The sequence below is a fragment of the Leptolyngbya boryana PCC 6306 genome, assembly GCF_000353285.1.
GTDB lineage: Bacteria > Cyanobacteriota > Cyanobacteriia > Leptolyngbyales > Leptolyngbyaceae > Leptolyngbya > Leptolyngbya boryana.
In genome coordinates this window covers 5,234,154-5,248,461 of record NZ_KB731324.1, presented here as the reverse complement: position 1 = coordinate 5,248,461, position 14,308 = coordinate 5,234,154, and the positions used below count along the sequence as shown (strand labels likewise).

At 46.9% G+C, this 14,308-nt stretch carries 19 protein-coding genes; 15 read left to right on the top strand and 4 right to left on the bottom strand.

All coding sequences use genetic code 11. From position 1 onward, the window contains the following. Positions 1 to 197 precede the first annotated feature (197 nt). The 4 genes from tyrS to LEPBO_RS43445 all read left to right on the top strand — a co-directional run bounded on the left by tyrS (position 198) and on the right by LEPBO_RS43445 (position 4,137). The gene (gene tyrS, locus LEPBO_RS0126275; RefSeq protein ID WP_017290573.1) at positions 198 to 1,406 is read left to right on the top strand and encodes a tyrosine--tRNA ligase; all 1,209 of its coding nucleotides are present in this window, start codon (positions 198 to 200) and stop codon (positions 1,404 to 1,406) included. Beyond that, the gene (gene pyrF, locus LEPBO_RS0126270) at positions 1,403 to 2,116 is read left to right on the top strand and encodes an orotidine-5'-phosphate decarboxylase (protein ID WP_017290572.1); all 714 of its coding nucleotides are present in this window, start codon (positions 1,403 to 1,405) and stop codon (positions 2,114 to 2,116) included. Before tyrS ends, pyrF begins: the two co-directional genes overlap by 4 nt. Before the next feature lie 27 nt (positions 2,117 to 2,143). After that, on the top strand, positions 2,144 to 2,665 hold the full coding sequence (locus tag LEPBO_RS0126265; protein ID WP_017290571.1) for a hypothetical protein: 522 nt from the start codon (positions 2,144 to 2,146) through the stop codon (positions 2,663 to 2,665). Positions 2,666 to 3,141: 476 nt separating this feature from the next. Beyond that, positions 3,142 to 4,137 carry a KH domain-containing protein gene (locus LEPBO_RS43445; RefSeq protein WP_017290570.1) on the top strand — a complete coding sequence of 332 codons (996 nt, stop codon included), beginning with the start codon at positions 3,142 to 3,144 and terminating at the stop codon, positions 4,135 to 4,137. A 168-nt stretch (positions 4,138 to 4,305) separates the two neighbouring features. Here the strand turns inward: LEPBO_RS43445 and LEPBO_RS45125 are convergent, their stop codons facing one another. From LEPBO_RS45125 to LEPBO_RS0126245, 3 genes are all read right to left on the bottom strand, one after another. Then, a complete protein-coding gene (locus tag LEPBO_RS45125; RefSeq protein WP_017290569.1) occupies positions 4,306 to 4,455 on the bottom strand; it encodes a DUF3368 domain-containing protein in 150 nt (49 codons plus the stop codon). Positions 4,456 to 4,644: 189 nt separating this feature from the next. Next, a complete protein-coding gene (locus LEPBO_RS45120) occupies positions 4,645 to 4,803 on the bottom strand; it encodes a hypothetical protein (protein ID WP_017290568.1) in 159 nt (52 codons plus the stop codon). Continuing rightward, on the bottom strand, positions 4,800 to 5,045 hold the full coding sequence (locus LEPBO_RS0126245; RefSeq protein WP_017290567.1) for a UPF0175 family protein: 246 nt from the start codon (positions 5,043 to 5,045) through the stop codon (positions 4,800 to 4,802). The genes LEPBO_RS45120 and LEPBO_RS0126245 overlap by 4 nt, the downstream gene beginning before the upstream one ends. A 151-nt stretch (positions 5,046 to 5,196) precedes the next feature. Between LEPBO_RS0126245 and LEPBO_RS44570 the strand changes: the two genes are divergently transcribed. The 4 genes from LEPBO_RS44570 to LEPBO_RS0126225 all read left to right on the top strand — a co-directional run bounded on the left by LEPBO_RS44570 (position 5,197) and on the right by LEPBO_RS0126225 (position 7,692). Further along, positions 5,197 to 5,319 (top strand): hypothetical protein, encoded by a 123-nt coding sequence (locus tag LEPBO_RS44570; RefSeq protein ID WP_263970839.1) that lies wholly within the window; start codon positions 5,197 to 5,199, stop codon positions 5,317 to 5,319. Positions 5,320 to 5,401: 82 nt separating this feature from the next. Continuing rightward, positions 5,402 to 6,166 carry a hypothetical protein gene (locus LEPBO_RS0126240; protein WP_148664726.1) on the top strand — a complete coding sequence of 255 codons (765 nt, stop codon included), beginning with the start codon at positions 5,402 to 5,404 and terminating at the stop codon, positions 6,164 to 6,166. 117 nt (positions 6,167 to 6,283) lie between these two features. Then, positions 6,284 to 6,610, top strand: a complete 327-nt coding sequence (locus LEPBO_RS0126230; RefSeq protein WP_017290564.1) for a transposase — start codon at positions 6,284 to 6,286, stop codon at positions 6,608 to 6,610. A 512-nt stretch (positions 6,611 to 7,122) separates the two neighbouring features. Continuing rightward, the gene (locus LEPBO_RS0126225; RefSeq protein WP_017290563.1) at positions 7,123 to 7,692 is read left to right on the top strand and encodes a hypothetical protein; all 570 of its coding nucleotides are present in this window, start codon (positions 7,123 to 7,125) and stop codon (positions 7,690 to 7,692) included. Between the two features lie 244 nt (positions 7,693 to 7,936). Here LEPBO_RS0126225 and LEPBO_RS0126220 read toward each other — a convergent pair whose 3' ends face one another. Next, the gene (locus LEPBO_RS0126220; RefSeq protein ID WP_017290562.1) at positions 7,937 to 8,383 is read right to left on the bottom strand and encodes a hypothetical protein; all 447 of its coding nucleotides are present in this window, start codon (positions 8,381 to 8,383) and stop codon (positions 7,937 to 7,939) included. A 137-nt stretch (positions 8,384 to 8,520) separates the two neighbouring features. Between LEPBO_RS0126220 and LEPBO_RS0126215 the strand changes: the two genes are divergently transcribed. The 7 genes from LEPBO_RS0126215 to LEPBO_RS43440 all read left to right on the top strand — a co-directional run bounded on the left by LEPBO_RS0126215 (position 8,521) and on the right by LEPBO_RS43440 (position 14,248). Further along, positions 8,521 to 8,823: a hypothetical protein gene (locus tag LEPBO_RS0126215; protein WP_017290561.1), complete on the top strand. Its 303-nt coding sequence runs from the start codon at positions 8,521 to 8,523 to the stop codon at positions 8,821 to 8,823. 66 nt (positions 8,824 to 8,889) lie between these two features. Continuing rightward, on the top strand, positions 8,890 to 11,421 hold the full coding sequence (locus tag LEPBO_RS0126205; RefSeq protein WP_144056279.1) for a hypothetical protein: 2,532 nt from the start codon (positions 8,890 to 8,892) through the stop codon (positions 11,419 to 11,421). Next, positions 11,421 to 12,254, top strand: coding sequence for a hypothetical protein (locus tag LEPBO_RS0126200; protein WP_017290558.1), 834 nt, complete (start codon positions 11,421 to 11,423; stop codon positions 12,252 to 12,254). Before LEPBO_RS0126205 ends, LEPBO_RS0126200 begins: the two co-directional genes overlap by 1 nt. A 121-nt stretch (positions 12,255 to 12,375) precedes the next feature. Then, the gene (locus tag LEPBO_RS0126195; protein ID WP_017289366.1) at positions 12,376 to 12,906 is read left to right on the top strand and encodes a hypothetical protein; all 531 of its coding nucleotides are present in this window, start codon (positions 12,376 to 12,378) and stop codon (positions 12,904 to 12,906) included. A gap of 3 nt (positions 12,907 to 12,909) precedes the next feature. After that, entirely contained in the window at positions 12,910 to 13,191 is a 282-nt protein-coding gene (locus tag LEPBO_RS0126190; RefSeq protein ID WP_017290557.1) for a hypothetical protein, read from the top strand. Continuing rightward, complete coding sequence (locus LEPBO_RS0126185) at positions 13,188 to 13,637, top strand: hypothetical protein (RefSeq protein WP_017290556.1); 450 nt, start codon at positions 13,188 to 13,190, stop codon at positions 13,635 to 13,637. Before LEPBO_RS0126190 ends, LEPBO_RS0126185 begins: the two co-directional genes overlap by 4 nt. Continuing rightward, complete coding sequence (locus LEPBO_RS43440) at positions 13,637 to 14,248, top strand: hypothetical protein (protein WP_017290555.1); 612 nt, start codon at positions 13,637 to 13,639, stop codon at positions 14,246 to 14,248. The genes LEPBO_RS0126185 and LEPBO_RS43440 overlap by 1 nt, the downstream gene beginning before the upstream one ends. Positions 14,249 to 14,308: the final 60 nt, after the last annotated feature.

Here is a 14,308-nt window from a genome sequence, read left to right as displayed (position 1 = left end):
AGTCAAGCGTTTCCGGGTAAGGATTCCGTAACTCTAGTAGGATAATTGAGACTTGCTGAAATGGATCAAAGTTTCAAGAAAGCTCAGCCAAATGAAAACTATAGTAATTGGTCGAACAAGTGATTGAAAATGGCACAGAGTCAGTATTGTAGATTACGGAACAGATGCAGTCGTTGATTTTCTCAAAAGTATAAAGTATGTCTAACTCGCTTGACTGGCTGTTTCGGGGAACGACAGAGATTTTCCCAGACCAGCCGGATTCTCATCTTCCGACTGAAAATTTACGGGTTCGCTTGGAGAAAAGCGAGCGTCCGTTGCGGATTAAGTTCGGAATTGACCCTACTGGAACGGATATCCATTTGGGGCATAGTACTATCTACCGCAAGTTGCGTCAGTTTCAGGATGCCGGACATACTGCGGTGTTGTTAATCGGGGACTTTACGGCAAGAATTGGCGATCCGACAGGGAAATCCGAGGTGCGGAAGCAGTTGACCGAAGAAGATGTCGCCGCGAATGCAAAGACGTATTTGCAGCAGTTGCGCCCGATTCTGGATTTTGATACGCCGGGACGTTTAGAGATTCGTTATAACTCTGAATGGCTGTCTAAGTTGGATTTGGCTAAGATTCTAGAACTGTTAGCGACGATGACGGTCGGGCAAATGCTGGCAAAAGAAGGCTTTGCCGAGCGGTATAAGCAAGGAACCGCGATTTATTTGCATGAATTTTTGTACCCGTTGATGCAAGGCTACGATTCGGTTGCATTAGAAGCCGATGTCGAATTAGGAGGAACCGATCAGAAGTTTAATTTGGCGGTTGGACGTGATTTACAGCGGCATTTTGGACAGACTCCGCAATTTGGATTATTAATGCCGATTTTGCCAGGATTAGACGGCGTTCAGAAAATGTCGAAATCGTTGGGCAATTATGTAGGACTGTCAGAAGATCCGCTCAGCATGTACTCGAAATTGGAAAAAGTCCCGGATTCGACGATCGCTCAATATTTCGAGCTTTTGACTGACTTACCCCTCGACCAACTGCCTGAGAATCCAAGAGAGCGTCAAAAACTTCTTGCCCTCGATATCGTTACCCAGTATCACGGGAAAGACAAGGCTTTAGAAGCTCAAACTGCTGCTTTAAGTTTGATTCAAGGTGGTGGAAGCCAAAGCGATGCTGTCCCAGAGTTCTCGCTGTCTGGGCTGCAATTTCCATCGAAATTGTTTTATCTCGTGAGTGCCGCCGGACTGTGTAAGAGCAGTTCCGAAGCGCGGAGACAAATTCAAGGCGGAGCCGTCAAGTTAGACGGCGAGAAAATGAGCAGTCCGGATCTGCTGTTTGAAACGCCAGACACTTTGACCGGAAAAGTGCTTCAGCTTGGAAAGAATAAATTTGTGCGGTTTGTACCATGAACGATCGAATTATCGTGCCGTTAGATGTCCCGTCTGAGGAAAGTGCGATCGCGCTCATCGATCGCTTGCCTCAAGTCACGTTTTGGAAAGTGGGGCTGGAATTGTTTGTCAGTTCGGGTTCCAACATTCTCAAAGTCTTGCAAGAGCGGGAGAAGCGGATCTTCCTCGACCTGAAGTTTCACGATATTCCCAATACGGTAGCAGGAGCTTGCGCGGCGGCGGCTCGGTATGGCGTGGATTTGATTACGGTTCACGCGACAGCAGGAAAGGCAGCCTTGCAAGCCGCACAAAGTGCGATTGAGGCAAATAAAGCACCGGGGTCAGATCCGAAGCTAATTGCGATTACCGTTTTGACGAGTTTATCGGCGCGATCGCTGGCATTTGAGTTAAAAATTCCGCTGGAATTGCCAGAGTATGCGCTGGAAATGGCGATGTTGGCGAAGGAGAGCGGATTAGGGGGAGCCGTATGTTCGCCTCATGAGGTGACACAGTTGCGCGAGGTGTGTGGCAAGGATTTTGTCTTGGTTTGTCCGGGGGTGCGTCCTGCATGGGCGGCTGTTGGCGATCAGCAACGGGTCATGACTCCGGGGCAGGCAATGAAGGCGGGAGCGACGTATTTAGTCATTGGCAGACCGATTACGGCAGCAGATGATCCGGGGGCAGCGTTTGAGCGAATTTGTGAGGAGATCGAAGCGGCTTCTGTCTCTTAATCGTTTGATTCACTTGGATGTCTCAAGATGAAATCTTTACCTTATTGGGCGCTCATGAGTGTTTGGGCGATCGCGGTTTCTCAATTTCCTGTCCAAGCTGCAACTCGTGTCGCTTGCCCCACCGAAATCGAACCGCTCGTCAGGGCAATGCTGCCTGAATTGCCAGGATATGCCAATCGCATTACAGTGCGAGAACGCTTAACTCGAAATCGGAGAAGCTCCGTCATCTTGGCAGGACGACCCGAATTTGAACCGCTGCCGCTCAATTCCGATCGTCCTCCCGATCTAACCCTCAAACAAGTCTTTATCACGACATTAGGACGAGAATATGTGGGAAACACGCCAGTCGAACTGCAAGAATTTCACTGGCTCTTTCTCACTCGTAGCCAGCGAGGATGGCAACTTCCGCTTATGTTTACCCGCATTGGCACGACGACACCAGGACAGCCGATCACTCCACCCCGCGAGAGTCGAGAAAGCTCGATCGGGAAAGCAATCCAACTCTGGTTACAAGATTGCGATCGCCGTGGGATTCGCAAGAGAAATTAGGATTCTTGAATCGATCGATTAACAGCGTTACAAGAAAGTGATAGTGTGAGTCGCCATATTTTTCTGTTAACCAACAAATAAGCAAGATGATTGATTACATTTCTTTATCTTTATGTCATCTCGTTCAACAGTCATCGGGTGAATGTGGTTGAACAGGATCTTAGGCAGAATAAGTACAAGCTTTCTTTGGGAAGAAATACGGAAGTTTTCGCTCTAATTCCCCTGTCGAGGCGTAATATGCGGAACGTAGTCGATCTAACATTCCAAATCCCGGTATTAGGCAGAAAAAGTCGGTCTAACGTCCGAATCTGGATGGTTAGGCGGAAAGAGTCAGTCTAAACAATTGTTGGGAAGCTTAATGTTATCTGTGGAGGCGGCATTTCAAGGTTCAAGGGGAGTTAAATAGCTATTGAACATTGAACCATCCTTTGATTGATTAGAATATCTCCATTATCCTAAACTGCTTGTTCATGTAGATGACGAATAACGCAACCGCTCTTCTAAAAGTTCTTAAAATTGAGTTCAGAGAGTTCTGTGTTGACTTTTTATCTTTAGGTCAAATTAAAGGTATTTTCTCGAATGCAGGTTTCACTTTAGAGAATGAAGCATCTTCTGGAGGAGCAAGGCGTGGGCTTGTTGATGAGTTTTATGCTGCTACTGATTGGCAAAAGATAGAGAATATCCATAAGTTCTTTAAAGTCATTGAATATATCCTTCAGTTGCACTACATCTCTGATGAGGCGAAAGATCGCCTACGCTCTATATGTACTAGCAACGGGTTTGGAGTTGAAGATAATAAGATCAATTACGAAGGTTCTATTCTGGGTGAGGATCTATTTGCATATCAATTTCCTGCCGGACTACCTTTTGGGGTACTTAAACCAGACTTCTCTATTAGCGCAGAAAAAGGTGGACAGACATTGAAGTATGAGCTTCAAGATGGATTGGGATTAGTAAGAGGCAAAGTTTATCCCGATTTTAGTTTTAAGATGCTAGAGGCTTCCTACGGTCTTGATGCTTCAAAAAATAGGGTTTTGAAGAAGGCAATGATTGATATGAATCAATCGGAGTATGAGAAGAAATTTTTTATAGAGTATGCCAAGAGATTTGACATGGCGAATCAGGATTTGCCTGTTTTAATACCTCAAGCTTGGATACAATGGCATTCTCAAGCCAAGAAAAACCTTCGTTCTGCCTCATCACTACATATGGATGACTTATATAGAGTTGATTTTGTAGCATTTTGGAACAATAGAAGATATGTAATTTTGGTAGATGACATAAGCCATTATGCTACTAAGAAGGAATCAGATTGGTATGCTGACCAAGAAGCTTATTCCAAACGATTGAAAGAGGATAGAAAGCTTCGTAAAGAAAACTGGCACGTTTTTCGAGTTAGTAATTGGGAGTTAAGAGATGGCGAGAAGCTTCAATCTACCCTGAGCGATTTACGTGAGTTCATTACTTTTTAATAAGTATTGAAGTGTTGAAGTTATCCGCCGCCCAACAATCCCAATGCACCGGAACAATGTCAAGTGATCGGTAAGTTGCAAAGGTTATCTGTGTCCGGTGATTGGGGTCATTAGCTGGCTCTATCCCGTCTGTGGGACATGCACAAAACTTTCCTGTTCTTCAAAAGCTCAAGCTAAATCAATCTCGTTAACAAGTCGTAAAACGCTGTTATACAAAGGTTCTGCAACCCAAAATCCAGCTTCATTCATCAACGCATCCAATAGCGGTCTCACCTCAGTGATCAAGCCTTTACTTTTCGCTTCGACTAAGATTCCCAAGATGCCTGTATAGCGAAGATTCAGCCTGTTTGCAACTAACCGACCTCGGCGTTCATCAATTAAAACTTGATCGGCTTGAATCTCAACTGCTAGAGCGATCGCCTCGGCTTCTCCAATATCAAGTTCGTTGCTCAGTGCTTCGACAAGGATGCGATCGCTAACAGCACGAGTTTGGATCCAGTCAAAGGTTTATACTTCAGTCGCACCTGCAACAGGAAAATTGGGGTCAGTTAATTCTCGATAAACGACTTCGGGAATAAAAACCGTTCCATACAGTTGATTAAGAAGATGAAGGTGATTGATTGCAGCAAAATTGTTGATGGGTGATGTGTCACTGACGATAATCACAATCTGCCCATCTCCCGCAGGTTCTGAATATCCTGCTCAAAATCTTCTACTCCGTAATGTACTGGGATATGACGGCTAGCGAGTAGGTGTTGAAAGGCTACACGGTGCATTCCCGCAAAACGACTGGCTTGAGCAAGAGTAAGCTTTTCCCGCTGAAAGAGCATAATAGCGATTTCCTGACGCATTTCAGTCTCAGTCATGCGAGTTGCGGCTAAAATTTCGTCAGAGACAATAATGCTCATGGCTATACTCCTTCCTGCTAGTCCTACTATTTTATGCTTCTAAGGCAGCAAATGTCTGTGTTCCGCCCGATCCAGCTAACACTGCGTTGGTTTCATCCTAAAACGCTCTACATTGGACTTCTGCTCAATAGCACAGGCGTTCCCGGAAAAGATGAATATCACCTGTGATGCTTCGCCCTTATTTTGGGGATGGCTCGCAGGTGAGCGTCAATCCAAGCGCTACGATCGCAGTCTGGGGATTAAGCGACAGTTGCGAGTATCCCGTGAGATTTAGGCATTTCACCGAAAAGGCAATCCTGGGTACTTTAAGCTTTGAAGCTTTGCGATTTCTCTTGTGCAAGCTTTTCATTGCCCCCATGAAAGTCATTTATAAAAGCGAAAATAAACTAGCGCTGCAATTCTGTCCCTGGTTTAAGTGGACATTTGTGAGTGTGTTTAACATCTGTGCGATCGTGGTTCTGTTTGCACTTCTCGCATTAACCTGGGAAACGTTTGAGTGCAATCGCAACCTAGCACTTCCAACTCAGGGGCACTGTACGATCACTCAGCACAATTGGATTAGCAAACGTCAACGGAGTTGGCAACTGGAAGAGATCAAAGATGTGACTCTAAAAACGGTCGGTTCTGAAAGAAGGGGTTCACTGCGCTATCAGATTCAACTGGTCACGACAACAGGAATCATTGAACAGGCAGAAGTTTATCCCAAACCCTCACAGCAAGAGGAGATCCAGCAGTTTCTGAAAGCTCAGCGATCGCGCATAAAATTTCAAAGAGATCAGCGATCGTACGGTTTTTTTTGTTTCACGCTTTGTTTAGCAGGGGCAGCAGTCTTTGGGATTTGGGCAGAACGAGTGACGCTGGAAATCAGCCGATACACTCAGCGATTAACGTTGAAACGACGGAATTGGATTAGAACCCGGACGACTGAGTATCCGCTAGACCAAATTGCAGAGGTGACGGTGCAGAAAAAACGGGGTGGAAAATTTGGTCCGATGGGACGGATTGCGATCGCGCTGAAGGATGGCAAAACGATCGTAGTCCATCCTTATGATCGGTTTGATACCGAAGGGAACGGTCACGAAAGAAGTGCGGCAATGATTTGCCGTTTTCTGGCTCTCTAGACGATTTCAGACAGTAGCAGCCCAAATTTTGCACGATTGAGTCTAAGTTTCGGCAAGCCTGAAGTTCGGATTCGTAAGGGTAGAAATTCAGGCAAATCGACCACAAGACATTTATCATTGAGGCGATTTCAAAAAGCGATCGGCGTTGCCCCAGTGCAAGAAGAGTCGGGCACAAGCTTGAAAAAGCGTCGCACAGGCGGATCATCGCTCTGCCGTAAAGCCTTGTGGCAGTGGATGTTTACTCAAATCGAAGTTCGCCGCAAAACTCAAAACCCCCGAATTCTCGAAATTCGCCAGCTCTATCAGACCGCACTCGATCGCTATAGTCTCAGCAGCGACGAACGACCGCGCGGCATCAAGATTAAATTGGCTCGCGCCTACACCCGACGCAAAGTTGCAATTCTTCTGTTTGAAGCCCTTGTGAAAGCCGTCGCCCAAAGCTGATATATTGAGTCGCCATTTTTCTATCAATCAACAAATAAACAAGACGATTGATTACATTTCTTTATCTTTATGTCCTCTCGTTCAACAGTCATCGGGTGAATGGAGTCGAATGGGATCTTAGGCAGAATAGTACAAACTTTCTTTGAGAAGAAATACGGAAGTTTTCGGGATAATTCCCCTGGCGAGGGGTAATATGCGGAACGTGAGTCGATCTAACATTCTAAATCCCGGTATTAGGCAGAAAAAGTCGGTCTAATCCTCTAGTTTGGGATGTTATGCCGACTTTCATTAGCCTAACTCGCCCTAACGGGATGTTATGCCGACCATTTTCGGTCTAACGTCCGAAGTTGGATGATTAGGCGGAAAGAGTCAGTCTAAACAATTGTTAGCTCGCCGGGATACTGCTAAGGTAGGCACAATAGTGTTCATCCGCGAGAGAATAAAGCAGTTTATCAGCTTATGACAACACGAATTGAATTAATTACAAGGGCTGCTCTGAGGAGATTAACTGCGTGGAACTAAAAGAAATCGCTAATCTGCTACTTGGATTTTTCCTTGGTGTTTTTGGTTCATGGCTGTTTTGGAAGTATTTATTGTTTTTACAACCAAGAGTTAAAATTTCGAGAATTCTTCTAAAGGGATCTCATCATATCAGGACAAACGAAATTGTTTATCGAATCAAAATTTACAATTCTGGCAGAAGGCAAGTTGTTGATTTGGTCGCTAGTGCAACAGTAGTTCGAGTTAAGGAAAAAAATAGATATATCACACTGAGAGAATTGAAGTTAAGCTTTGATGGACAAATACCATCTCTGGGTGCAGTTCAAGATTTTGGAAATCCACTTCATGCAATCTCCCCTGTTTTTCATTTTCAGATTCTAGATGAAATTAATCTTGAAGGACAACTCGCTGATGATGAATGGATATTTTTTACGCTGTCTGCTAGAGATGCACTAAGTGGAACCGACAAAGTTCAAAGAGTTGCTTTTAATCGCGACAATATAAAGAAAGGTAAATTTCTATACGGTCTTACATTTGACATAGCGGAACATCGAGCTAACAATTCTGTTGGAGCGGACTAGCGAAAGCTCTGAGTATGAGACTGCAAGTTATTGATAGCCGCTCAACAGAACCGTTAAAGCTATATTTTTGAGTTCTGGTGAGCTGCGCACGCCGCAGAAGTCCCTACTGAAAATCCCATTCTTTCGTGCTTGAGTCTAATTGAGACTCATGAAAGAATGGGCTTTTCTATTCATAACTGATTAGCGATTTAAGCCATTTTTAGTCCAGTTCAATCGGTCTCACTTTTGCTTAGAAGCAAGGTTATTACTTTTCTGCTTGAACAATAGCGGTGTAAGCCTGTAGGCATTTTGCTGGATGCCGATCAAAACCACTTTCAACTACGTGTAAAAACCCTTTGAGTTCTTCCATATGATTTGTTTGAGTTCCTTTCTGCTTCTCGTGTTTCACGATCGCGCTTACCATTCCCGCAATCTCCATTCGAGATTCCTGGCATTTTTGCTGCAACTGGTCTAGTGCAATGTCGTAAGGCTTGACTAACTCTTGTTGGGTGTAGTCCTTACCATCTCTGTATGCGAAGGCTCGCTCTGGTATCACCCCTTCTTTCTCCGCAATCGCTGCCGCCTCACTTAAATTCGCTCGTTCAATATGAAACTTGCAGACTCTCAAGACAAAGAGAAGTCCAGTTGCGAGCATGAGCGCGATTGCAAGCTTGGTTGTTAATCCGTTCAGCCATTCGGTCGTTCTGTTCATAATTTTATGGAATCTAAACCCGTCGCGTTTATGATTCCCGTCTGCCTGTAACGGTTCAGTTGCAGGCTTTTTTCGTCGATCGCTGTGATTTGCGTCATTGCAGGGATTAATAAACCCGTAGCAAGGCTTAATCCAAAATGACTGCACTTAATATCGCAACCCAAATCCCCAATTCGATCGTCACCTTAGAGCAGCTAGTCGCCTGGGGAGCGCTCACGCTTTCGAGGATGTATCCCGACAAGTCGGTTTTAGAGAGTGAAACCGTCCGAGAACTTTCAGTTCAGACTGGAATCTTTACTTCTGCTGAAGAAACGACTCAATTACTTTTAAGGCTGTCTCTCAAGCTTGATCCTGCCTATATTACCGACACGCGCAAGCTTTGGATGAGCGTTGATGAACTGGGAAGTGGCAACATTCCCGCGTCATTCACCAGCAATTAATTTCAATCCTGTTTTCTGGCGATCGAGGGGAATACCCCTCGATTTTGTTTTTTTTGGGGTAAAAGAATGCCGAACATATCTATCAATAACGGGAAAGTCTCATCCGGCTTCATCCCGAACATGAATTGGGGCTACAATCCTCGCCAAACCAACTACAATCCAAATCCTTCCTCTGTATCTACTTCTAATCGGGGTGGGATGTTTGGGGGAAAGCCAACTGAGAATCGAGTCCAGCAAATTCTAGACAATGGGCAGCGACGGGGAAGAACCGCAGGAGAAGCGATTAGAGATAAATTCTCTGGCTATGGCGATTTGGTACGGCAGCGCGCCCAGGAAAGGTATAATCGCACCCCTCAAGGAAGAATCGAAGGTGGATTTACTTCACCACAGCCGTTTCCTAGAGCATCTGAGGTTGTCTTAAATCGGAGCGGTGATGGCTCCAGAACAATTAGAACCAGCACTGTTATCAGGGGAAGTGTGGCGGTTGCTGCTGTAGGGTTCCTGGGGGACGCAGTGATCAACGCCTTTAAAGAAGGGCGGTTTGACTGGCAAAGTTTTAGACGCAGTGTTATTCCTGATCCCGTTACCGAATATCGACAATGGGAGGAGTTGATAAGGCGACGGCAAGGGAGACCACCAAACACAAATATTGACTGGCGATTAGAGCGCGGAAGAAGAGACAGTACATCAACCGTCAACTTTCAACCTACCGAAGTGCCCTATACATTCAGAATCGGGATTATCGCTACTCGATATAATCGCGATGCTGGATCTGTGAGAAATCCAGGCACAAAAGAACTTACGCCCCGCTCTGGTGAAGATAGTCTGCCAGTTTCGTCATATGACGAGCGAATCGGAACACCCCTTGCAATCCAGCGATTCACCACGGATGAATCGAACCCAGACAGTACAGATCCAAACACGGTTGCTGATAGTGGGCGCAGAATTGTCAACACGTTTTTTCTAGTTTGGAAAAGAGCAAGCGGCGAGCAAGTGCGAGAAATGATTGGACAGCCCGTAAATACCGCTGTCCTAGAATTCGGTAACTTTCGGGTGATTCTGAATGCTGGAAGTCCTGCAATTGTTCCTGATCCAGGCACAGGAATCGATCCATTTCCACCACCCCGTCCTGAACCTCCGCCAATCGGAGTTATTTTTCCACCGCCCCCGGTTTTTCCACCGCCCGTTATTGCTCCACCACCCGATCGCAGAATCGAGCCTGTCCCACCACCCGATCGCAGAATCGAGCCTGTCCCACCACCCGATCGCAGAGGTATTGATCCCCCAGTACGAATTATTGAAATTCCGCCGCCTAATCGAAGACTTGAGCCGCCCCCTGGTCGCCCACCAATTAAACCCGGTATTGATCCTAAGCCTCGCGTTGAAGTTCGCCAGGAAATCAGAGTAGATCAGCGCCCTAACTTTGCTCCAGAAGTCAATTTGAATCAGCGTCCTAACTTTGCTCCAGAAGTCAATTTGAATCAGCGCCCTAACTTTGCTCCAGAAATTGGGCTAAGACAGCAACTAGATGGAAGGATTACTACTGACTTTCTCAAAGACGGCAGATTGAAATCTGACAAAATTCAGGAAATTCAAGGCAAAGCTGAGAAGCGAGTTGAACCCGATCAAACTACGCCTGGGCGATGTCAGAACGACTGTATTGCGGATTTGCAGCTTGGACAGCAAGCCCAAAATCAGCAGCGACAAATGACAGCGGTGATGGTCGATCGCTTTGTGACATGGAATAGTTTGACAGGCGCAGTGTTTATCAAGGAACCGGTGCAAGTTCCGTCTGATCTTGCACCCTTCGCAAAAATGATGGGCGATCGCACTGCCAACATCAGATCGCGCTTTGGATTGGCTGAACTGCGCGCGCGACTCACCCAAGTGATGAACACACTCAGCACCGCTGCATCGTTGCATAATGCCGCGATGCTGTCTGCAAATCTGGGTCAAACCTTGGGCGATGTCGTTACGCAGTCCGTTCAAACCTTTGCCCCGATGTTTGGCGTAGATAAGACCGCCGCCGAAGCTTTTGACTTTAACGAAGTGCTAGGTAAGGCAGTCAATGAAACGATGGAGAATGCGCTAGGGGCAGAAACCTGGAACGGGACCAAAGCAACCTTTACTAAGCTCAATCGCATTGTCACCACTGCGAGCCAAATTGTTTGGACAGTCAGATCGATCGCTGACTCATCCCGCGAAATTGCCGAATGGACGGCAGAAAATACCGGAAAAATTGGCAACGCGCTGAAACGCTTCCGAGTCGTGGGCGAGAATGCTTATCCCTGGATGCCAGAGCGGGTTACAGCCCAGAGCAAATGGCAGCAGAGAATGCAGAAATTTAGGGATGGTCAAGAAAACCTAGATGATGCCGCAAGCTCAATTGCTAGTGTTGTGGGCGAGGTTCGATCAATCACTGAAGAAGTGAACGAATTTAGGGAGCAGAAAGAAGCCTTTGACAAGGCAATCAAGGAAGCCACCCCCAACAGTCGCCCCGATAACGATTCGACAAAAGCCACGGCTGATCAGTCGAATGCCGCAAGTAAATCGCCCACTCTGCAACCAACAGACCGCACAAAAGGAGATGCAGAGTAATGCCTTTACCAAACAATTTCAGCCCCGCTGAACACCTGCAAGACACCATTCGCCGCACCTATAACCCAGAGGTGCGTGAATGGTTCAGCGACATTACGACCGATGACCCTGACATCAACACCCCTAGAGCTAGTTTGAGAACTGCCTGCACTCACGCAGAGATGGACACGATGGATATGACCCTATCGAGAATGCTGCTCTTTGACATGCTGATTAAACAGCGATGGAATCAGGGCATAGTGAGCGGAGATCGCGATTTGAATTACCGCGTGTTACGTCGCACCCGTCCACAAGTGACGCTCTACTTCCTGGAAGATTTAGAAGACGTTGAACCCGGTTATGACCCCGTTTCAGGCGAAATCTCATTTCGTCTGATGACTCAAACGAGTACAACCTTTTCTAACTCCGAAGCTCTCGCCCTTGCCAACAAAATCAAGACCGAATTCGGCACAGGTCAGGGGTTTGTGTGGAGGAAGGGCAAGGAACTTTGCTCTTACACCGATTGGGATAAGGGATATCAGCTTCAGCTATTGGTCCGGAGCGAAGCTGAAGCTAGAACGCTGATCGGCAAAGTGCTAGATCTGCAATCGCATACCCCTGATTGGGAGTTCTTCAACCGTATCGAAAACGGTAGCCCTTCTGAAGCCTTTCCCACCATTCCACCCAGAGAGACAATTCTGGGCAAATCCCGCCGTCTTCCCCGCCGTCGTCCAATTGCTGAAGTGCGATTTCAATACGCCACGGTAAAGCTCGCAGGTCTAGCCAAACCCGTGTACTTATTCGACCGTTCTGGACGGTATGACAGCGCTTTGGTGCCAAGCTATCGAACCTAAAATTTTCGGTATCACTGGGAAAGGTTCAACCTTTCCAGAAACTCGTATAGGTGTTTTTGGGTGGGTAGATTGAAGGCACGCTTCTCATACAGCTACTCACTCTCAAGCACTCTTACAACGTATGTCAACAGCACCGAGATTTTCCCGCGTTCTACGCGGAATGCGTGGCGCAACCGCTCGCACAAGATACCTTAACTACTTGCAAGGACTGGCTGAACAAGGCGAGGGAATTGGAACGAAAGGCAACCGTCCCGACTCGATTAAGCTCTACCTCGACCCCTTCGCTCTACCTCTCGGCACTGCGGTAAAAATTCAAGCCTCTGCCCTGGTTCCGTCCTGGAACTTGTTCAGCAACTTGAGCGAAGCAAATACCCGTGTCACGGCAACCTTGGGCACAAACACCCCGATCAAGATGAGCACCTACCGCCCTGCTCGCGTGGTTCGTCGTCAGCAGTCTAGCCAGACTGGTACAGCTGCTACTTCCAAGCTCACTGGATTGAAGTATCTCAAGTACAACACTGAAAGCGCTTCGATTCCATTTGGCAAGAAAGGCGCAACCGATACGATGGTTGACGCATTCAACGAAATCGCAACTCAGGCGAAAGGGTCTTCGACTAACCTGAAGTTTACTTTGGTTGAAGAGAAGGTCTAATTCATGCACGTTCTAGAGCCGTTCCTGCTTGATCTGGGACTCACCCCAGATCACAACAAAAGCGATATTGCAGCTGAAATTGATGCTCATTTCACGATTCAACGCCTAACTGAGAAATTTCTCAAAGGAGACGTGACGATCGATGAGTTAGAAGATTGCCTTGCTCAGTTTGGCGTAGAGCCTGGTGAGTATTGGGGCATCGTTGACGAGAACATTGACGCTGTGATTGAACAGGGAACGGCTTTAGAAGATGCAGACACGATTCTCTGGTTGCCTCATGTATGAGCCGATTAATCATCAATCCCGCTAACGGTACGAATTGGCAATTGCTTTATCAGCACCAATTCACAACTCAGCAGATTAGTGCGAGAGAGCGATCGTTGATTCCTGACACGGTGCTACCCGTGCAAGCAGAATCGCGCATTCTGGCGGTTAAAACGTTCAGTCAGTACGCCAAATCAACCTGGAAAAGCGGCGGATCACTCACGCCTCTAGTCGATTCTGGCGTTTCTGACATTGGGCAACTGGCGCTGAGTCGCTATCAACTGCCCTGCAATGGTGCAAGATTGCTGATTTTCCCGAAGTTCTCAACCACTTATCAACTGAAATTTAGTTGTCCGTGGTGGTTTAGTGAGATTGCCTTGACTCTCTACGAGTACATCGGCACTGAAAGCGATAGTACTGAAGACTTGATTCGAGAATTGCAAACGCAAGTTCAACTTTTATTCTGATGACCTGGACAACGCTCGCAACGATTACCGCAGGGCAAGACTGGCAATCTACTCCAGTGATTGACCCAGACCTAGGTTATGTCCGGCTCACGTTTGAGACGGCTGGTGTTCCGGTTTGGCTTGCTCAAGTTGATCCGGACTCCACTGATATCTATGACGAGCGCCGCATTACTGCGACCCCTCACGCCCGGATTCTCGAATTTGAAGCGCCCCCATTTTTCAGCGATCGCGCTCTTGCCCTCAGAGTGCCGAATTTTGCAACGCCCTTTGATGTTCAGATTGAGGTTTCTTCTATGCCCATTTCTCGTGGTGGCGCAACTCAAGTCACTGTAAATACTCCGACTAGCTCAAATGTCGTAGCTTCGGCTGTCACAGCTTCGACAACTTCTGTCCAGCTGCTCGCTGCAAACGCAAACCGAAAGAGCGCTTCTATCTTGAACAACGGCACGGGTATTTTGTATGTCGAGCTAGGTGCAACCGCTTCGACTTCTGCGTTTACTATCTCGCTCAACAATGGCGATTTGTATGAGCTTCCGATTGCCTACACAGGCAACATCGCCGGGATTTGGTCGGCTACGGGTGGAAACGCTTTAGTACGAGAGTTTGTCTAATGCCAGTAACCCGCGCTGCTAGGGCTTCTACTACACCGCCCACAATTTCAAATCCTCCAT